Annotated in this window: 17 protein-coding genes; 5 read left to right on the forward strand and 12 right to left on the reverse strand. The window is 39.0% G+C overall.

Going from position 1 to position 19881, the window contains the following annotated elements; translation table 11 throughout:
* Positions 1 to 4 precede the first annotated feature (4 nt).
* The 10 genes from MS6x_RS11135 to MS6x_RS11180 all read right to left on the reverse strand — a co-directional run bounded on the left by MS6x_RS11135 (position 5) and on the right by MS6x_RS11180 (position 11701).
* The gene (locus MS6x_RS11135) at positions 5 to 1885 is read right to left on the reverse strand and encodes a SulP family inorganic anion transporter (RefSeq protein WP_482601997.1); all 1881 of its coding nucleotides are present in this window, start codon (positions 1883 to 1885) and stop codon (positions 5 to 7) included.
* Positions 1886 to 1909: 24 nt separating this feature from the next.
* On the reverse strand, positions 1910 to 2542 hold the full coding sequence (locus tag MS6x_RS11140; protein WP_482601999.1) for a carbonic anhydrase: 633 nt from the start codon (positions 2540 to 2542) through the stop codon (positions 1910 to 1912).
* A gap of 65 nt (positions 2543 to 2607) precedes the next feature.
* Positions 2608 to 3366, reverse strand: coding sequence for an SH3 domain-containing protein (locus MS6x_RS11145; RefSeq protein ID WP_482602001.1), 759 nt, complete (start codon positions 3364 to 3366; stop codon positions 2608 to 2610).
* Positions 3367 to 3370: 4 nt separating this feature from the next.
* Entirely contained in the window at positions 3371 to 5149 is a 1779-nt protein-coding gene (locus tag MS6x_RS11150; RefSeq protein WP_482602003.1) for a BatD family protein, read from the reverse strand.
* 8 nt (positions 5150 to 5157) lie between these two features.
* A complete protein-coding gene (locus tag MS6x_RS11155; protein WP_482602005.1) occupies positions 5158 to 6015 on the reverse strand; it encodes a tetratricopeptide repeat protein in 858 nt (285 codons plus the stop codon).
* Between the two features lie 6 nt (positions 6016 to 6021).
* Positions 6022 to 7062, reverse strand: coding sequence for a VWA domain-containing protein (locus MS6x_RS11160; RefSeq protein WP_482602007.1), 1041 nt, complete (start codon positions 7060 to 7062; stop codon positions 6022 to 6024).
* A 3-nt stretch (positions 7063 to 7065) separates the two neighbouring features.
* Positions 7066 to 8064 (reverse strand): vWA domain-containing protein, encoded by a 999-nt coding sequence (locus tag MS6x_RS11165; RefSeq protein ID WP_482602009.1) that lies wholly within the window; start codon positions 8062 to 8064, stop codon positions 7066 to 7068.
* Positions 8065 to 9690 (reverse strand): hypothetical protein, encoded by a 1626-nt coding sequence (locus MS6x_RS11170; protein WP_482602011.1) that lies wholly within the window; start codon positions 9688 to 9690, stop codon positions 8065 to 8067.
* A 56-nt stretch (positions 9691 to 9746) separates the two neighbouring features.
* Complete coding sequence (locus tag MS6x_RS11175; protein WP_482602013.1) at positions 9747 to 10610, reverse strand: DUF58 domain-containing protein; 864 nt, start codon at positions 10608 to 10610, stop codon at positions 9747 to 9749.
* Between the two features lie 89 nt (positions 10611 to 10699).
* Positions 10700 to 11701, reverse strand: a complete 1002-nt coding sequence (locus tag MS6x_RS11180; protein ID WP_482602015.1) for an AAA family ATPase — start codon at positions 11699 to 11701, stop codon at positions 10700 to 10702.
* Positions 11702 to 11951: 250 nt separating this feature from the next.
* Here MS6x_RS11180 and MS6x_RS11185 point away from each other — a divergent pair, with 250 nt between their 5' ends.
* The 4 genes from MS6x_RS11185 (at position 11952) to MS6x_RS11200 (ending at position 15585) form a co-directional block, all read left to right on the forward strand.
* Positions 11952 to 12827, forward strand: coding sequence for an aldo/keto reductase (locus tag MS6x_RS11185; protein WP_482602017.1), 876 nt, complete (start codon positions 11952 to 11954; stop codon positions 12825 to 12827).
* Between the two features lie 20 nt (positions 12828 to 12847).
* Positions 12848 to 13648, forward strand: a complete 801-nt coding sequence (locus MS6x_RS11190) for an SDR family NAD(P)-dependent oxidoreductase (RefSeq protein ID WP_482602019.1) — start codon at positions 12848 to 12850, stop codon at positions 13646 to 13648.
* Positions 13645 to 14781: a DUF5929 domain-containing protein gene (locus tag MS6x_RS11195; protein ID WP_482602021.1), complete on the forward strand. Its 1137-nt coding sequence runs from the start codon at positions 13645 to 13647 to the stop codon at positions 14779 to 14781. Before MS6x_RS11190 ends, MS6x_RS11195 begins: the two co-directional genes overlap by 4 nt.
* 336 nt (positions 14782 to 15117) lie before the next feature.
* A complete protein-coding gene (locus MS6x_RS11200; RefSeq protein WP_482602023.1) occupies positions 15118 to 15585 on the forward strand; it encodes a Fur family transcriptional regulator in 468 nt (155 codons plus the stop codon).
* A gap of 24 nt (positions 15586 to 15609) precedes the next feature.
* Here the strand turns inward: MS6x_RS11200 and MS6x_RS11205 are convergent, their stop codons facing one another.
* Both MS6x_RS11205 and MS6x_RS11210 read right to left on the reverse strand, forming a co-directional pair.
* A complete protein-coding gene (locus MS6x_RS11205; RefSeq protein WP_482602025.1) occupies positions 15610 to 17544 on the reverse strand; it encodes an alpha-amylase family protein in 1935 nt (644 codons plus the stop codon).
* Between the two features lie 4 nt (positions 17545 to 17548).
* Positions 17549 to 18490 (reverse strand): carbohydrate kinase family protein, encoded by a 942-nt coding sequence (locus MS6x_RS11210; protein ID WP_482602027.1) that lies wholly within the window; start codon positions 18488 to 18490, stop codon positions 17549 to 17551.
* A gap of 220 nt (positions 18491 to 18710) precedes the next feature.
* Here MS6x_RS11210 and MS6x_RS11215 point away from each other — a divergent pair, with 220 nt between their 5' ends.
* A complete protein-coding gene (locus MS6x_RS11215) occupies positions 18711 to 19850 on the forward strand; it encodes an SPFH domain-containing protein (RefSeq protein WP_482602029.1) in 1140 nt (379 codons plus the stop codon).
* Positions 19851 to 19881: the final 31 nt, after the last annotated feature.

Consider the following 19881-nt stretch of genomic DNA (forward strand, 5'->3'; position numbering starts at 1 on the left):
TCGCCTATGGCACTATGGGCGGGATATCATCTTTAACATTCCCTTTGATCCATATCGTACAATCTTCAAAGGTTTCAAAAATATGTTCTTCCGGAATAAAATCTGGAATTATATCGATACGTTCCATCATGTATCTTGGTTGGGGCAATAGGCCTACAAATAGAGCTTTTATATCATTTTTGTTCAATTCTTGAAGTGTATCTTCTATGGCATAAAGACCGGATTGGTCTATATAGGGCATGCGGTCTAACCGTATTACCGCATACGATGCAGTTTTGGGAATTTGATTCGTTAGTATTTGGAATTCGCTTGTAGTGCCAAAGAACAAAGGTCCTTTTACATGTTTGATAAATACTTCTTCTTTTAGTGCAGCAGGGAATTGTTGTTCGTCTGTCCAAGCTTTCTCCTCCGTTAACGATTTTACATTAGAACTTAAAGACATGAGGTCCCCCATTTTTTTCATAAACATCAAAGAGGCGATGATTAAACCTATACCTACAGCGTATACAAGGTTCCAAAAAGTAGACAAGACCAATACAACCATCATAATTAAAACCTCCGAGCTTAATTTCAATGGTCCAATTTTAATGTCTTTTGGCAGATTGGGAATCGCTTTTAGTCCCTTATAATCCATTACGGCTATACCTACCGTGATAAGGATACCGGCAAGTACCGCAGCCGGAATCTGTGAGGCAATCGGACCTAGGGCCAATAGTATAATCAAAAGCAGCACACCTGCAACCATCCCTGATAAGCGGGTCTTGCCTCCGGCATTTATATTTACTACTGTTCGTATAGTGGCGCCTGCTCCGGGAAGACCTCCAAAAAATGCAGCAATACTATTTCCTATTCCTTGGCCTATAAGTTCTTGGTTAGGCTTGTGTTTGGTTTTGGTCATGTTATCTGCAACTACAGATGTTAATAGTGAATCTATGGCACCAAGGAGAGCGAGCGTAAGCGCGGTAAAAATATATGGAGCTACCGTTCCAATCTTGAATTCAGTGAAAATTTCGAAATTTGGTATTGGGAAGCCTTGTGGGATTTCTTCTATGGTACGGTAGTCAAGTTGTAAGGCATATGCCGCCACAGACACCAAAAGTAAAGCGACCAGTGTGCTGGGTACCGTTGTAGTAATACGTTTAAACCCGTATATGATGATAATTGTAATGAGAGCTAAAGCCAACTCCAGCCAGTTTATGTTACGCAGCGCTTTTGGCAGTACCTTTAATGCTCCTAAAACACCTGAAGCCTCTTTTGCGGCCAATGTTTCTGCTTCTGCCATTACGGTAGCTTCGGTAATCTCTCCAGAACGTGCGATGGTCTGCTCAAAATTTTCTAAAACCAATATACCTTCGTTAGCCTCTTCTTTTAATATGTTTTCCAATATTAGTTCCTCTGCCTGTGGTTTGAAAGGCGTTACCCAGGACAAATCTTCTTTTGGATAATACCCCAAAGCAGGTAGTATCTGAGTGACAAGAATAATGACACCTATAGCGGTCATGAAACCCGATACTACGGGGTAGGGAATATATCTAATGTACTTACCTACACCAATGATTCCTAACCCAACTTGCATTAACCCTGCCAATAAAAAAACGGTTAATATAGCTGGCATTGCTTTTTCTACACTACCATCAAATGTGGCGATAATACCCGCAATAATTACCATACTTACAGCAGTCATTGGTGCCGTTGGGCCTGAAATTTGAGTGTTGGTACCGCCAAAAAGCGCTGCGAAGAAACTAATAAATATGGCACCATAGAGACCTGCCGTAGGGCCTAGGCCAGAGCTTACACCAAAGGCGAGTGCTAAAGGCAAGGCAACGATACCAGCTGTGATACCTCCTAGAAGATCTCCTTTAAAGTGCTTGAAAAGGTCTTTCATGAATGTTTTTGGTTCGGAATATGTTTACATACGAATCTGGTAGATATCCTCTAAATTGGAATTATCTTTCATGCTTACTTCAAGATCTTTGGCTATGCCACTTTTTATATCGTAGACCCAGCCATGTATGTGCAGGAATTGGCCTTCTTCCCAAGCGCTTTGCACAATGGAGGTTTTTGCTAAATCGGCAACTTGTTCCTGAACGTTTAATTCCACCAACCTGTCCCATTTATCATTTTCATCGGTTATGGTGTCCAGTTGATTTTTATACTTGCTGTATATGTCCTTGATGTGTCTAATCCATTTTCCAACAAATCCCACGGTGCTATGACCCATTGCTGCTTTAACCCCCCCACAACCATAATGACCACAAACAATAATATGTCTAACTTTTAAAGCATCTACTGCATACTCTAATACACTTAACATGTTTATGTCCGTATGAATAGCCATATTTGCGATATTTCGATGTGTAAAAACCTCACCAGGTTCTGCCCCAATTATTTCAGAGGCAGGCACCCGACTATCTGCACAGCCTAGCCATAATAAAGGAGGGTGTTGCCCTTTGGCCATTTCGTCAAAATAGGCCGGATTCTGCTTTAATTTTTTGGAAGCCCATTGTTTATTCTTCTCAAGAATATCTTTGTAGTATAGCATCGTTGAAGTATTAAGACTTGAAGTTAGGTATAAAAGTAACACTATTAAAAGAAAAGTGTAATATACTAAAATTCTTTAACCGACTTTAAATGTTTAGATGCTATCCAACCGGTTTTGCCATCAGGGAGTTGTATTTTTTTCCAGTCATTAAGCTTTTCCAGCTCTTGAACTTTTGTGCCTGCATGAAGTATAAATACTTCAGTACTGCCCGCGTTGGGCTCGGATTGTATTCCGATTTCGTCTGCAAAAATAATCGCAGGTCGGTTGGCTTTATAAGCGCTATATTGAATATAAGCAAATAGTACAGCAATAACTGCTATGGCTAAGGAAACAAGACTTCCTATAAATGCCCATCTTTTTTTGGAGGAATACTGTGCGTAATAAAATACGATATAAAGAAGTACAAATAGCATCATGAAGGCAACTCCTAAGTATGCCCATTGGTCAAACGTAAGTACACTCGTAACGTTCTTGTATAGTTTGGACAACCCCGTTTCTGGTAGTACGTCAATAGCATCTAGCGTCATTTTTTGTGCATAACCTAAATTGTTTTGTATTTCTAGGTCGTTTGGCGCCAAGAGAAGTGCTTTCTCGTAGAAATAGATACTATTTGCTACATCGTTTAATTTGTAATAGGAGTTTCCTAAATTATAATAAAGTTCCGCCGAGTGCTGGCCATTGTCTAAGATAGTTTTATAAAGAGCAATACACTTTTCATACGACCCCTCGTTGTAGGCAACCGTGGCTTGATCAAAAATAGATTCGTTTTGAGCCGTTCCCGTGATACCTAACAAAAGTAAAACTATAATGATACTGTTTCTCACGATATTATAATTGCTTGTCTATTAATGAAATAACTTCGCTTGCTTTCTCATAATCCTGTTGCATCTGTACATTGGAAAAAGGACTATATCTTGCTGCCTCACAATTTTTTAGTAATGCTAAAAAGCCATCCACGGTTTCTTCGTTTATCTGTTTTTTTAGTAGTAGTTCTGAAATTTTGTCTTTACTAAATTCTGAGGTCTCTATTTTTAATTTGGCTTTTAAATAATTATGTAATGCTTTTTCCAATGCTACATAAAAAGATTCCTTGTTGCCCAATTCTTTTTTGGCCTTAGAAAGGTATTTTCTTGCAAGTCTATTGGCTTTTTTTACCTTGTTACCAACTACGTCGTTGGCTATCTCATCTCTTTTTTTGCGGAACAGAATAGCAATCGGAATCAGTAATAACGGTGCAAAAAATAAAAGATAAAAACGATTGGATGTAAAGAAATAGGTAGTACCAACCCTTTTTAAGTTGGCGTTCAACTTTATGAAATTAAATTGATTGTTAGCGGCAACTACACTTTGTTTGTTTGGGGCGTTGGGGTTAGCCGCCATATTGGACCCGCTATTAGGCCCTTCTAAAACATTAATGACGATTTCTTCTGAATTTAGGGTGGTATAGGTCTCGGTCTTGGGGTTAAAAAAGCTAAACGAGACAGAAGGCATAGGGTATTTGCCCCTGAACGCTGGCACCACTGTATAACTATTACTTACTTTACCCTGCATGCCACCAAGTGTTGTGCGCACGCTTTCGGTAAATTCTGGCTCGTAGACTTCTAAGGAGCTCGGAAGGTCTAGTTCTGGAAGCTTAAATAGTTTTAGGTTTCCTTTTCCCGTAACCTCAACGATGGCCTGTAAGGATTCGGAAGCGTTTAGGCTTGTTTTACTTGTTGTGACCGAAAAATCAAAATCGCCAACAGCACCATTAAAATTTTCAGGTTGGTTTGTAACCGGCAGTGGCTTCACATTAATTGTTCTGTTTCCTGCAGAAACGGTTTTATTGGTCTGTGCATAAACCCTGCCCCCAAAAAAATCTCGTTTGTTTGTGGGAACATCTACAGTAACATCTAACGAAAGTGGTTCTATTTCCAACTTGCCCGATTTCTGAGGATAAAGAACGACTCGCTTTAAAATTACATAACGGTATGGTTTTCCTTTATAGGTTCCGTTTTTCGCATTTAGGCTGGTAACCTTAATATCCTGACTCCAAAAATTATTGTATTTGGGATTATCCAAAGGCTGATAGTTGGACACACTGATAGATGGACTCACATACAATTTGTAAACAACCGTAATGGCTTCGTTCATGTAGGGATTGCCCTTTGAGACCTCCGCAACCAAATGAAGGTTTTCATCTGCAATATCGTCGGCGGTCATTTGGTCGCTGGGCTTATCTACAGCAGCTGTAACTTCAACAATTTCAGGGAGCGACTTATATGTCTGTCCAGCGATGACTATGGTGGCCTGTTTTATAGTGAACTTGCCCTTGGCCGTTGGAGCCAAGGTATAAGAGTAGGACTTGGAATAACTACGTACTCCATTTATCCAAGAAGAACTTATAGACTGTGATGGGCCCATGAGCACCTTGAAACCAACGAAGTCTGGCGGGTTAAAATTATCCCCATCCTTGTTCATGGTAAAATCTACGCGTAAACGTTCGTTGAGTCCGAGCTTGGATTTGCTCAATTTCATTTCAAACGTAACGGCATCGGCATCCTGTGCCTGTAAGCAAAAGGTAAACAGGAATACGCTAAAAAATATAATACCTTTCTTAAAATCCATCTTTGCTATTACCAGTCCTTTTCTGTTTTTACTTTCGCTCCCTGTACTTTCTTTGCATCAATTTTTTCTTGTACTTTCTTTTCTGCATTTTGCATGGCGCGCAACAGATTTTCTATTTGTTGCTTGGACAGTTGATTTGGTCTAGGTGCGGGTTGTTCTTTTGGATTGTCTCCTTGTTCTGGTTTTTTGTTTTGTTCTTTTTTCTCGTCGCCATCTCCTTCTTTATTTTCATCTTCCTTTTGGTCTCCCTTATCCTCTTTGTCACCCTCATCACCTTTATCGCCATCGTCTTTTTGATCTTTGTCCTGCTCTTTGTCGTTCTCTCCCTCTTTATCTTGGTCCTTTTTGTCGTCCTTGTTTTCCTCGTCTTTATTATCCTCGTTTTGGTCTTTGTTTTCCTCGTCGTTTTTTAGGAGTTCCTTTGCAAGTGCCAGATTATAGCGCGTTTCCTCGTCAGTAGGATCGTTTCTTAATGCCTCTTTGTATGCTTCAACTGCTTTGGCATAATCTTTACGTTTCATAAATACATTACCCATATTATGGTAAGCGTTGTGCTTTTCTGTTTTGGCCGTCGCAGTTTCGCCAGCTTCCTTAAATCTTCCAAAAGCTTCGCTGTACGTTTCATTGTTATAATAGGCGTTGCCCAGGTTAAATGGGGCTGCTGCGTTTTCAGGACTTTCAGAAATAGCTACCCTATAGTCTGCCTCTGCAGCTATGAAATTATCCTCGGATAGTTTTTTGTTTCCTTCCCAGGTATAGTTTTTGGATTCTCTTAGGCTTTTTTCTTTTGCCTTTAGGTCATCGTCTTGCGCAGCTAATGGTATTGCCGCAAAAAACACTAGAAGTAGACACACTATTTTTCTCATCTTAATCTATCTATTTTCGTTGAACAAATTCAATTTTTTCAACCATTTGGTTTTTCGGTCCAGAACAAAAATTTCTAAGAAAAGAAATAAAAGTCCAGCACCAAGAAACCATTGAAATTGGTCTTTATATTCAGCAAATTGTTTGGCCTCAAATTCTTTTTTGTCCATTTGAAGCAATTCTTCTTTAATTACTTCCACGGCAGCTTCGGTATTGGAACCATCAATATATTTACCATTGCCTTCATCTGAAATATCAACAAGTATTTCTTCGTTTAATTTGGTAATGACAACTTCTCCTTGTGAATCTTTTTTTAAGCTCTCTACAACTCCCCGTCGTTTTAGCGGTATTGGAGCTCCTTTTGATTTGCCTACTCCTATAGTGTAAATGCGTATTCCTTCGTCAACAGCGTCTTCTACCGAGTTTAGGGTTGTACCTTCCGAATGGTCTTCCCCGTCCGAAATAATAAAAAGCACCCTATTGGTCTGTTCCTCATCATCATAAAAGGTGGTCGCTAACTCAATAGCCTCATTTATGGCCGTGCCTTGGGAACTCAGCATATCCGTGTTCATGCTCTGTAAGAACATTTTCGCTGCCCCATAATCGGTGGTAATCGGTAATTGCGGAAATGCCTGTCCTGCGTATGCAATAATTCCAATCCGGTCACTTGCTAATTGATTAATGATTTCCGATACTAGGCGTTTTGCCTTTTCGATTCTGTTGGGTGCAATGTCTTCCGCGAGCATACTTTTAGACACGTCTATGGCAAAAACGATATCGACGCCCTCTCTTTTTACCGTTTCTAGCTTGGTTCCGATTTTGGGATTTACAAGGCCTATTATTAATCCGCTTAGCCCTAAGGTAAAAAGGACAAGTTTTAATGTGCCTTTGTACATAGAACGGTTTGGCGTTAGCCTTTTTAATAGTAAGGAATCTGCGAATTTTCTTTGTGTCTTTTTTTTCCAGACAAGTAAAAGTAAAAACAACACGATGATCACCGGGATGATGAACAGTAAATAAAAATATATTTTCTCGTCTAACTGTATCATGTCTTATACAAAACTTCTAAAAATAGTGTTTCTTAAAAACCATTCAAAAAGAAGTAAAATACCAGCAATCCATATCCAAGGTCTAAATTTTTCCTCGTAACGGTAGTATTTGAATTCTTCTATTTCCGTTTTTTCCAATTTGTTTATTTCCTCATAAATTGCTTCTAAGGTTTCGTTATTGGTAGCCCTAAAATAGGTGCCCCCCGTAGCGCTTGCTATATCTTTTAATAATTCCTCATCAATTTCTACCTGTCGCATACCATATCTAAACGAACCGTCCGCATTATAGCTAACGGGCGTAAGGGCATTGCCATTAGTACCTAAGCCTATAGTATAGGTCTTAATTCCGAATTCTACGGCTAAATCTGCAGCGGTCTGTGGTTCAATAAAGCCAGAATTATTGACACCGTCCGTTAAAAGAATTATAATTTTACTTTTCGCCTTACTTTCTTTTAGCCTATTTACTGAGGTTGCCAGTCCCATTCCTATGGCAGTGCCGTCTTCTAACTGGCCGTAGGTAATATCTTTTAATGAATTAAGTACAATAGACTTGTCTGTGGTAATCGGTGTTTTGGTATATGCCTCTGCGGCGTAGGCCACCAATCCAATACGATCGTTGGGTCTTTGTTTAATAAAATCTGCCGCTACTTCTTTAAGTGCTACCAACCTATTTGGTTTAAGGTCTCTGGCCAACATACTTGAGGAGACATCTATGGCCATTATAATATCGATTCCTTTCGTGGTTTTTGTTCTGGTAGAAATATCCTCTGTCTGAGGTCTTGCCATAGCTATGATAATAGCGCTCAACGCTAAGAGCCGAAAAACAAAAAGTAAAGGTTTAAGTTTTGGCAACCAACTATTGTAACTGAAACCTTCTAGACTGGATATGCGAACCGCTGCGGTTTCTTCTTTCCGCTTAAAGAAATACCATGCAATTGCGAATGGCAGTAACAGAAAAAGCCAAAAGAAATCTGGATTTGCGAATGTGATATTCTCTAACATCTAAATTTCTGTTTTTACCTCAACAGTGGTTAATATTCTTTCTACCATTTCTTCGGCATATGAATCATCATCCAACCAAGTTAGAATAACATATTGCTGAAATCCTTTTCCCCCAAATAGTAACACCGCATACTTTCCTTTCGTTAATTCCTGGGATTCCGGCACGGAAAACTTACCGCTCCCATATACTTTTAAGCCTTTTACGCCGCTAACGGTATTAAATTCTTCCTGCTTCGTAATGATGTTTTTTGCACCTTGGTCTTCAAAATTCTTTAAGATCTGTTCTATGGTTTGATTAAAATCCGGTTCTACCTGTTCGGTAAATGTAATCGAAGTCGTGCCTATCGTAAAAAGACCCGCCGTGTTTCTATAGGCAAAGGATTGCATCTCGTTAATCGCAGCTTTCGCCTCTGGCGGAAGTTTAACTTCTTGTCGTATCAAAACCTTAGGCGATTCTACCAGTATTGGAGGAAATCCATATTGGCTAGATACCCAATCTCCCTCTAGCAATTCCATAGTAGGATTGCCAAACAAGGAATCTTTAAGGTAGGTGAAACCATATTTGAATCCAGCACTAGTAACACCAATAATCAATAAAGCTGCAAGGGACACTGCACCTAATATCAATTTTTTCTTTTGATTCTTACGTTCTAGTTCCTCTTGGTATTCCGCTAACTGCATCAACTCTTCCTCAGTAGGTTCCGGGATTGCTTCATGCGTTTTTTCTACAATTTGTGCTACCACTTTACGGTCTTGCTCCGCTACAGACATAGAGGGTTTAGACTTTGCAAACTTTACTAAATCTGCCGTCTGTAGAATATTCTTAAACTGATCAATTGTATCTTTTTCTAACTCTAAAGCTCCAGAATCACTTAAGAGCTCTAGTTTTTCTATCAATTGCCCTGTAGTGCTTTCCATTGCAGAAATCTTGGCGTCTTCTTCTAAATAAGAACGCACAATATCAGTTAGTTCGGAGTAGTATTCCTTAAATTCATCCTGAATTAAATATTTGGAGTTCTCCAGTTTTTTTAATTCCAAAAGGGCCCGGTCATAAGGCGGTAAAAGGGCTACTTTTTCTTCTTCGGTCATCGGTTTCTTACGCAGTACGAACCAATAAAATAGTCCGCCCAAGATTACCAAGATTAATATTCCGCCAAGAAGATACTTCCACCAATCGGAATTTGTTTTTTCAACCGCAATTAAAGGTTTTATATCGTACATCTTCTGAGCCAATGTATCCACTGGAATTGTTTCTACATCGATTCGTAGCGAATCGGTAAAATAACCTATGCCGTTTATTTCTATTCGCTGCGTGGGAAGTTTATAGGAGCCAGAATCAAATTGTGTGAGGGCATAAATTTTTTGTAACGTAATTCGGTCTTTTTTTCTGGTAGTGTCCGTAGCATAGGCTTCTACCGTTTCTAAAGGTGAAAAGGTCTGCCCTTCTGGAAAAATGACTTGATCAGTAGAATCTACCTCCACGGATATCTTCCATTGTACCTGTTCGCCAATTCGAATATAGGTGGTATCAATTTGGGTGGTAATATTTGGCTTAGATTGCGAAAACCCTTGAAAACCAAACATTAGAAGTGCAATAAGAATACCAACCGATAATTTTATGGTCATCGGCACGTAACTAAGGCCAACTAGCCTTATGTATGTATGGTTTTTGCGCTCTAGCATCATCTTCGTTTAAAATACCCCAATAGTTTTTTAACGTAACTCTCGTCTACACGACAATCTAGCACGCCACAACCAGATTTTTTAAACGTCTCTTTAAAATAGGCAATGCTTTCTCTGTGGGATTCTGCGTAGGCATTTCGTACTTTTTTGGAACCAGTATCTACTAATTTTAAAGCACCGGTTTCTGCATCCATCATTTGTACCATTCCTAAATTCGGAATACTTTCTTCTCGTTCATCATAAACACGTATACCTGTTACATCATGCTTATTTCCGGTAATCTTTAGACTGCGTTCGTAATCGGAATCTATAAAATCTGAAAGCACAAAAACTATGGCCTTCTTCTTCATTACATTGGTCAAGTATTTTAAGGCCTGGGCTATATCTGTTTTGTTACTTTTTGGTTTAAACTCCAGTAATTCGCGAATGATGCGCAGCACGTGGGTCTTTCCTTTTTTTGGGGGAATGAAAAGTTCTACTTGATCGGAAAACAGAATAAGACCTACTTTGTCGTTGTTTTGAAGTGCACTAAATGCCAACGTAGCTGAGATTTCCGTAATTATTTCATTTTTAAATTGATTAGCCGTTCCAAAAACTTCGGAACCACTAATATCTGCCACCAGCATCATGGTAAGTTCACGTTCTTCCTCAAAGATTTTAACATAGGGCTCGTTGTACCTTGCAGTAACATTCCAGTCTATGCTGCGTACATCGTCTCCAAATTGGTACTGCCTAACTTCACTAAAGGTCATACCCCTGCCCTTGAACGTAGAGTGATATTCCCCACCAAAAATATGGTCGGAAAGACGCCTTGTCTTTATCTCTATTTTACGAACTTTTTTGAGTAATTCTTTAGTATCCATGCTATTAGTTGGCGGTATTCAGTATCGGTTGGCAGAAGTTATAAACAGTACGATACTGCTTACTGCTTTTGCCAAATGAGAGCTGATCTCTAGGGTACTTCGATTTCGTTTACGATTTTATTAATGATTTCCTCCGAAGTAATATTTTCTGCCTCGGCTTCATACGTAATCCCTACTCTATGTCTAAGCACATCGAGGACTACGGCCCTGACATCCTCTGGCACAACATATCCTCTTCGTTTTATAAAGGCATAGCATTTTGCCGCTACCCCAAGATTGATGCTTCCTCTTGGGGAAGCTCCAAAGCTAATCAGGGGTTTTAGATTTTCGAGATTGTATTTCTCAGGATATCGCGTGGCAAAAACGATATCCAAAATGTATTTTTCTATTTTTTCGTCCATGTACACTTCTCGAACTGCTTGTTGAGCACTTAGGATTTGCTTTACGGACACCACTGGGTTGACGGTTTCATATTTGCCCAGAAGATTCTGGCGCATCACCATTTGTTCCTCGTTCATCTTTGGGTAATCTATTACCGTTTTTAACATAAAACGATCCACCTGTGCTTCCGGTAAGGGATAGGTTCCTTCCTGTTCTACAGGGTTTTGTGTGGCCATAACCAAGAAAGGTTTGTCCAAAACAAAGGTTTCATCGCCTATAGTGACCTGTTTTTCTTGCATCGCCTCCAAAAGTGCGGATTGTACCTTAGCGGGAGCCCGATTAATTTCATCTGCTAATACGAAATTTGCAAAAATCGGACCTTTTTTAATAGAGAAATCATTTTCCTTCATGTTGTAGATCATGGTACCTACAACATCGGCAGGTAAAAGATCCGGAGTAAATTGTATTCTACTAAAACTCCCTTTTACCGCTTTTGATAAGGTGTTGATGGCCAAGGTTTTTGCCAATCCGGGAACACCTTCCAATAAAATATGTCCTTGCCCCAGTAATCCAATAAGCAACCTTTCGACCATGTGTTTTTGACCTACGATTACTTTGTTCATTTCAAGGATAAGCAAATCTATAAAAGCGCTCTCCTGAGCTATTTTCTCATTTACGGCACTAATGTCTACTGGTGTATTTTCTTCCATGTACGGGCTTGTGTTTTTTGGTAATGACAGGTTACTATTTTAACAGTTGTGCAAATTGAAAATTTATTAGCTGAGTAGCTGTTAACGATTGGTTAAAAAATCTGAAAAGCCCCTATTTTTATGAAGTATTTAAGGGATTTCTTTTTAATTTCACTTGCCTATAAAATTCAGTGCCGGCAATATAGGTAACAATCACCTTTCCTGCACTCATAATGATAGAAATATTAATGGTAAGTCAAATTTTATTAAGATGAAAAACGCCATCGATTATTCTAGAATAATAGCAGGAACCATGACTTGGGGCAATTGGGGCAAACAGCTTTCCGAAAAGGGAATGCAGCAACTTATGTACGATTGCTTGGAGCAAAATATCAGCACTTTTGACCATGCGGATATTTACGGGGGGTACACCAATGAGGAAAAGTTCGGTGCGGCTTTTGCCAATAGTGGCATCAAACGGGAAGACATACAGCTGATAAGTAAATGTGGGATACAGTTCAATGCAAAAGGCAGAAACAATAAAGTAAAACACTATGCCTACGGAAAAGACTATATCATCTGGTCCGTGGAGCGTTCCCTTACTGCATTGCAGACCGGATATTTAGATTTACTATTGTTGCATAGACCTAGTCCGCTCATGGATGCTAATGAAATTGCCGAGGCAATTTTACAGTTAAAAAAAGAGGGTAAAATAAGGCAATTTGGGGTTTCTAATTTCAATTCTTCCCAGGTTGAACTCATAGAAACGAAAATACATGTAGAGGCCAACCAAGTAGAATTTTCGCTTACTTCCAATAAGGCAATGGAAGACGGTACGTTTGATGATTGTATAATAAATAGTAGAATGGCCATGTCTTGGAGTCCCTTGGGCACTTATTTTAAAGAAAACACAGTACAGACCCAACGAATCCAAAAGGTGATGAAATCACTGTGTAGAAAGTATGCAGTTACACAGGATCAGGTACTATTAAGTTGGGTGTTGAAACATCCTGCCAAGATACATCCTGTTCTGGGCACTACAACACCGGAGAGGCTGGCATTGGCAATGAAAGCGTTGGAGGTAGAAATGGAATTGGAAGATTGGTTTCTGCTTTTAGAAGCCAGTAAAGGACATGAAGTGGCATAGTAATTAAAAAGATAATAGTTATGACAAAAGATACAAGTAAATCTTCTCTCCAAGGGGGAGACCGAGAGCAGCCTACAGTATTTATAACTGGAGCTACAAGTGGAATCGGAAAAGCAACTGCAGAACTTTTTGCAAAACATAGGTATGGTTTGGTACTCTGCGGACGCAGGCAGGAACGGTTAGACGAACTGAAGAAGAATTTAGAAACCAACACCAAGGTACACTTACTTAATTTTGACGTTAGGGATAAATCTGCGGTGCAAAACGCAATTACCTCGCTTCCCGAAGCTTTTTCAGATATTTCTATTTTAGTCAATAATGCGGGTAACGCGCATGGGATGGATACCATCCAAGAAGGTAGCATTGAGGATTGGGACGCCATGTTGGATATTAACGTTAAAGGTTTGCTTTATGTATCCAAGGCCATTTTACCCGGTATGATTGCAAATAAAAACGGCCACATCATTAACATAGGATCCACTGCGGGCAAGGAAGTATATCCTAAAGGAAACGTATACTGCGCCAGTAAACATGCCGTAGATGCCATAAACCAAGGCATGCGGATGGATTTGAACCAACATGGTATCCGAGTGGGCGCGGTTAACCCAGGATTGGTAGAAACCGAGTTTAGTAACGTACGTTTTAAAGGCGATGAGCAACGAGCAGAAAATGTGTACAAAGGCTACCAGGCATTAAAGCCCGAAGATATTGCGGAAATCATCCATTTTGTGGTTACAAGGCCTTATCATGTAAATATTGCCGATTTGGTGGTAATGCCAACGGCACAGGCTTCATCAACCATCATCAATAAGAATTTATGATCAATAAACGCTTGTTGGTCAAAAACTTGCTCGCCCATAACGACGAGAACAGTTTCTATGACAAAAAGCGATTTATTGCCATTAACCATAAAGAAGGAAAGGCAAAATTCTTAAAACATGTCTGTGCCTTGGCGAACAGTAATCCCAAGAACAATTCCTTTATTGTTGTTGGCGTTGAGGATGAAGACAATAAAATCGTTGGCGTCGATTTTTTTGACGATAGCAAAATCCAAAACCTAGTTAATGCCTATTTAGACAATCCGCCCTTAATTGCGTATGAAAACATTCCTTTTCCGCACCTGCCAGAAGGCAAAGTAGTAGGGTTGGTTACTATAACATCCAATGGTAAGGTTTGTTCCCTTCGTAAGAATATATGGAAGTACTACGGAGGCTCCGTTTTTTTTAGGGACGGGAGCATCAGTATGCCAAAGGCTTATGGGGTTGAGCTCCAAGATATCAATTCCCAAACGGTAGCTACCATAAAACAACACGCCCGTAATAATATAGAATTGACTTTAGATGGGGTTATCGATTTTATAAACCATCGTCATAAAGACTTGGAAAGCGACTATAAAGTATTTAAAGAACAGTTTGTAGTTTGCTGGGCCGGTAATAAAAAGGTAGTAAAAGGACAAACCTATTACAATAGGGTAGATATTGAATTGATCAATGAGCAGGTAAAGCTGTTCTATTCTAATTTAGATGAGGTAACGATACAGTACAGCAATGATTCTTTTACCACTATGGAATATGTAAAATTGGGGCTGATCGGGAAACAGCGCTTTTATCCATTGGAAGAATTAACCATCACTTTTCAAGAAAACGGCACTTACCAAATACAGACCAACCTTGTTTTTAATCCGCCACAATACGATAAAAAGGTATTGCACCATACCTATAATAGCAACAATAGTATATTAGCGAAAGTTAAAAGTAGGATTGGTTTAAACACCAATGAGAAAGAGGATTTAAAATATTTGCCGGATACATATTTGATATGCTACCTCAACGGATTTGAGGAGGCAAGGGAACAAATGGAACTTGCCCGAGCACTCGTAAAAGAGGATTTTCCCAAGGTATACTTAGCGCTTAAAGCGGCTTTACGTATTTTGAGGAAGGTAGATTATAATTGAATTTTCAAGTCTTAAATTTATTGACAGCAAGGTGGTTTTTATATTTCAAATGAAGCATTTGAAAGTGAAAAAACGTATGATTTTATGTTAAAGGGTAACCAACGAAAATTTTATCTTGTTTCTGAAATATTCCTAGTGAAGGTTTTATAATACAGAAACAAAAAGATAATTGTGTATTATTGTGATGCGTAATCCTTGCTTTTAAAGCTAAACGGTATTATTAGTAAGTACTAATAATAAGGCTTAAAATTGCATCGAATATAATTTTTGTTCGTGTTTTTACTTTCTTTATCTTATATGCGTACATAAATATTATACTTAAAAAAACAGAATATCATGGCTTGCGAGAGTAGTTATAGTATAATAAAAGGCGTGTTTACTGCTTTTTTAGAAAATAATGGACATCGGAAAACACCCGAACGCTATGCTATTCTAGAGGAAATGTACAGTTTAGATGAGCACATGGATGTAGATTCGCTTTATGTGCACATGAAGAACAAAGGCTTTAGGGTCAGTAGGGCTACATTGTACAACACCATGGAACTTTTATTGGAGGCGGGTCTTGCTCGAAAACATCAATTTGGCGATAAGCAGGCACATTACGAAAAATCTTTTTTTGATGGAGGACACGACCATATTATTTTGACCGATACGAACGAAGTGGTAGAGTTTTCTGACCCTCGCATACAAGCTATCAAAAAAAGCATAGAAGAAATCTTCGATATCAAAATCGAGAAGCACTCCCTTTATTTTTATGGAACTCGTAACACTAAAAACCTGGTAACGAACGAATCGGTGAAATAAGCCTTTTTTTGATTTCAGCAATACTTAACTGGCAGTTATCCATAAATGCTGATATGCACCCAATTTCAAACGATTATTCTGTATCACTACGTTCTTATCAGCGATAAGATCTACTAGGTCATTTTCAACTGTCATTCCTATAGAAAATAACCAAGAACTATCTAAAAACTGAGTGTTTTCATCAAAATTAGAAAGTACCCAAAGTTTAGTTTTACCGTTATTTCGTTCAAAAACGAATAAATGAGTATTTGGACTTGGATGTATAACAATCGAGTGGCTATCGGCAAAAATTGGCAGCTTTTTACGCAGTTGAATCATGTGTTTTAATCCATTAAAAATTGCCGTGCTATGGTTGGAGGTTTTGTGGAGTTTGGCAACGGTTTTCCAATCTTGCATAGGCCTGTTCACCCAACGGTTGTCGTTTTTGTGATCTATGTGTTTCGTAAACGAATAGTCGTTTAATGTACCAATTTCGTCTCCAGCATAAATCAAGGGTATTCCGCCATAGCTAAAAATAACTCCGTGCATTAACAGAATTTTGTCAACGGCTTTGTCAATTTGTTGTTGGTTGCCTTGTTTTAAAGCACTTTCTAGCCCCAGTAAAGACGCTGCACTCCCTGTTATTCTACCGTCCCCATTTTTTGGATTGTACATAAACAATAGTCCCTTGGCAGGTGACCATTCCAAACCTCTTGCATAATAGTCCAGTAGAAAGTTTCGATGATCTCTAGGAGACCAACCTATTTCCCTGATAAAATCGTCATCGTACCCAAGACCAATATCATCATGGCATCTAATGTAATTTATCCAGGTACCGTCTTCAGGTTTAGGCGGAATTTCTAGCAAGCTCTTGTGAAGTAAAGCGGTCTGCTTAGTGGCAATAGAGTTCCACAGTAAGGCCATTAGTGACGCATTATAAGCAATTTCACATTCGTTTCCCTCCAAAATTCCCTCACCAAAATATTTTATAATATTTCTTGGGGCCACTATCGCTTCGGCCAATAGAATTACACCAGGAGCAATAACTTGTAAGCACATTCGGAACAAAGCAATTAATTGATGCGCTTCTGGAAGATTTTGTGATATAGTACCAATTTTTTTCCATAAAAATGCTAGGGCATCAAAACGGATAACATCTACGCCCATGTTGGCTAATTTTACCAGATGGTCCAACATTTCTATGAATACTTCTGGATTTGTATAGTTTAAATCCCATTGGTAGGTGTTAAAGCAGGTCATAACCCATTTGTTCATTTCCTTGTCATAGGTAAAGCTTCCTGGGGCCGACTCTGGGAATACTTCCGGTAAGGTTTTTTCAAATTCATCTGGTACTTGCCTATCCGGATAGGTGTAATAATAATTTTGATATTTTTTGTCTCCCGCTTTGGCTTTTAATGCCCATTCAAATTCGTCTGAAGTATGATTTACCACAAAATCGAGCATAAGGATGATATTTTTCTCCCTTCCTGTTTTTGTAAAGGCTAAAAACTCATCTTTAGTTCCGTATTTCGAATCTATTTCGTGATAATTATTTACCGCATACCCACCGTCGTTTTCTCCCGAGGGTCTTGTGGTAATGGGCATAAGATGTAAAAAATTCACCCCAAGTTCTTCAAAATAAGGCAGTTTTTCCTGTAGTCCCTTTATGTCATTGTTAAACCTATCTACATACAACTGCATACCCACCAGTTCTTGATTTTGATACCAGTTTCCTGCCTCTAAACGGCTTAAGTCTATCGTTTTTAGTTCTGCTGTCCTTTCAGCGAACAACTTTTCTATACGGTCTAACAGTCTATGAAAGAAAACCTCATTTTCTTTCCGTGGATATAATGAAAAAAAAAGGGAGCTAATGAGAGATAGATTTGTGGTTAGCCGTAACCGAAATAAATCTTCGGGACTGTCTGCCTCTTGTGTTAACCTTCTGGAGTGCAATAAGCGATGCAAAGCTGCTTGATTCATACTACTAAACTAATTGGTGTAGATAAGGAAGTGCTTCAATGGCGCCGAAATTTGTTGTGGTAATAGCACCTGCCTTATTGGCCATGGTAACCATTTGGGCTAATTCAGCTTCATGTTTTAAAAGATTTTTAATATTTGGGTGGGCCGCTATTTGCTGTAATAAACAGCCAATAAAGGCATCTCCCGCTCCTGTGGTATCAATTGGTTTTACTTCTATACTTGGAATTATTTTGTTGTATTCTTTAGTGCTTAACAAGGTTCCTTTTGCACCAAGCGTAATGACTATAGTTTCAGTGCCTATAGTATGTAGTACCTCACAAGCTTCTGTTAAACCTGTTTTTCCAGAAAGTAATTGAGCTTCCTCTAAGCTGAATTTGCAGAGATGAGCCTTTTGCACAAACGGCATACATTTTTTTATAAATTGTTCTTCCTTGTTTTTCCAAAGGTCTACTCTGTAATTAGGATCAAAACTAATAAAGGATTCTTGGGTAAGGGCATCGAAAAAATAGCGTCCGTATGCATCTTCCAAGTTTCCTCCCAACAAAGCGGTGGCAGCACCAAAATGGACTAAATTTCCGTTAAAGTCTTTTTTTAGGGAAGAGTTGTATTTTAAATCACGGTCTGCCCCACGACTAAATACAAAATCGCGTTCTCCATCGCTATCAATAGAAACAAAAGCAAGTGTTGTAAAGATTTCGGATTGTTGTGTTTGTGAGATATCCACGTTTGCATTGTCCAAAATATTTAATAGAAACCTACCAAAGGGATCGTTGCCAACACAACCAACAAAGGTACTTTTGCCTTCCAATTTACTTATTGCACAAGCTACGTTTGCTGGCGCACCACCAGCTTTTTTTGTGAATTCTTTGGCTATGGATAAATCACTTCCTTGATTTTCAGCAACAAAATCAATCAATAATTCACCGATACAAAATACTTTTTTCATTCGTTTTTATTTTTATGCACCCGAATATATTTCCTTGTGGTTCTAAGGTAAATAGAAAAAGTAGGGCGGTCTATATTTTGTTGAGAATTGTTCGTTTATAGAGGTTTTTATTCCAACGAAAACGATATAATAGATGACCATTACCAATCTAAGCTTCCATATCCTTGTTGGACGTTTGCAAATTCCCTACCTTTTTGCTTCAATTTTAACACACCATATTATGAGCTTATTTGATGAAATAAAGAAAAAACTTAGCCATGAGTTTATAGATATCGTAGAATGGTTGGATGCCTCTAACGATACTATTGTTCATAGGTTTGAGCGTTATCAAAATGAAATAAAGAACAACGCTAAGTTAATCGTACGTGAAGGGCAAACCGCTGTATTTATAAATGAAGGCCAATTGGCAGACGTTTTTACCGCGGGAACTTATACTTTAAACACTCAAAACCTACCTATTTTAACTACGCTGAAAGGCTGGAAATACGGTTTTGATAGTCCCTTTAAAGCAGAGGTTTATTTTGTGAATACAAGACTATTTACCGATGAAAAATGGGGAACAAAAAATCCGTTCATGCTTAGCGATGAACGTTTTGGGCTTGTAGAAATCCGTGCCTTTGGCACGTACAGTTTCAGGATAAATGATCCAGGAAAATTTGTAGTCGATGTTGTAGGTACCGATGGTAATTTTACCAACTATGAGATCAATGAACATTTAAAAAGTTTGATTGTTACCCGGTTTACCGATACGGTAGGGGAGGCTAACCTTCCTATAGAATTGTACGCTGCAAATACCACGGAACTCTCGGAAACTTGTCAAACGGTAATGCAACCGGAATTTGACCGTGTGGGTATTGAGCTAGAAAAATTCTACATTGAGAATGTCTCCATGCCCGAAGAGCTGAAAAAAGAAATTTTCGAATACAGCCGATTAGACAAGTTGGATATGACCAAACTTACCCAGTTTAAGGCAGCCAAAGCGATGGAATTAGCGGCCGCCAATGAAGGCGGTACGGCCGGTGCAGGTATGGGCATGGGTATGGGCTTTGTTTTGGCACAGCAAATGGGCGGACTAATGGGCCAACCAACTGGGCAGCCTTTTGGAGCACAGCCCCAACAAACACAGCAGCCCGCACCGCCACCTATTCCGGTTCAAGTGAGTTATTTTTATGCCGCTAACGGTCAACAAACCGGGCCGGTTCCTTTTGATAGGCTAAAGGAGTTGTTTGCCAATCGTACCATCAACAGAGATTCTTTAATATGGAAGCAGGGAATGGCCAATTGGAGCCCCTTGAAAGATATTGATGAGTTAAAGTCCTTTTTGGGAGGTAATACACCACCACCATTACCTACGGCCTAATTTATATAGTACCCTTATAAGGCGAAAAACT

The sequence above is a fragment of the Maribacter sp. MS6 genome (assembly GCF_056839185.1).

Coding starts and splice junctions, on each gene's coding strand:
- MS6x_RS11200 (WP_482602023.1), top strand. CDS start 15,118: ATGGCTTGCGAGAGTAGTTATAGTATAATAAAAGGCGTGTTTACTGCT.
- MS6x_RS11205 (WP_482602025.1), bottom strand. CDS start 17,544: ATGAATCAAGCAGCTTTGCATCGCTTATTGCACTCCAGAAGGTTAACA.
- MS6x_RS11190 (WP_482602019.1), top strand. CDS start 12,848: ATGACAAAAGATACAAGTAAATCTTCTCTCCAAGGGGGAGACCGAGAG.
- MS6x_RS11180 (WP_482602015.1), bottom strand. CDS start 11,701: ATGGAAGAAAATACACCAGTAGACATTAGTGCCGTAAATGAGAAAATA.
- MS6x_RS11185 (WP_482602017.1), top strand. CDS start 11,952: ATGAAAAACGCCATCGATTATTCTAGAATAATAGCAGGAACCATGACT.
- MS6x_RS11195 (WP_482602021.1), top strand. CDS start 13,645: ATGATCAATAAACGCTTGTTGGTCAAAAACTTGCTCGCCCATAACGAC.
- MS6x_RS11170 (WP_482602011.1), bottom strand. CDS start 9,690: ATGACCATAAAATTATCGGTTGGTATTCTTATTGCACTTCTAATGTTT.
- MS6x_RS11140 (WP_482601999.1), bottom strand. CDS start 2,542: ATGCTATACTACAAAGATATTCTTGAGAAGAATAAACAATGGGCTTCC.
- MS6x_RS11160 (WP_482602007.1), bottom strand. CDS start 7,062: ATGATACAGTTAGACGAGAAAATATATTTTTATTTACTGTTCATCATC.
- MS6x_RS11155 (WP_482602005.1), bottom strand. CDS start 6,015: ATGAGAAAAATAGTGTGTCTACTTCTAGTGTTTTTTGCGGCAATACCA.
- MS6x_RS11175 (WP_482602013.1), bottom strand. CDS start 10,610: ATGGATACTAAAGAATTACTCAAAAAAGTTCGTAAAATAGAGATAAAG.
- MS6x_RS11210 (WP_482602027.1), bottom strand. CDS start 18,490: ATGAAAAAAGTATTTTGTATCGGTGAATTATTGATTGATTTTGTTGCT.
- MS6x_RS11135 (WP_482601997.1), bottom strand. CDS start 1,885: ATGAAAGACCTTTTCAAGCACTTTAAAGGAGATCTTCTAGGAGGTATC.
- MS6x_RS11215 (WP_482602029.1), top strand. CDS start 18,711: ATGAGCTTATTTGATGAAATAAAGAAAAAACTTAGCCATGAGTTTATA.
- MS6x_RS11150 (WP_482602003.1), bottom strand. CDS start 5,149: ATGGATTTTAAGAAAGGTATTATATTTTTTAGCGTATTCCTGTTTACC.
- MS6x_RS11165 (WP_482602009.1), bottom strand. CDS start 8,064: ATGTTAGAGAATATCACATTCGCAAATCCAGATTTCTTTTGGCTTTTT.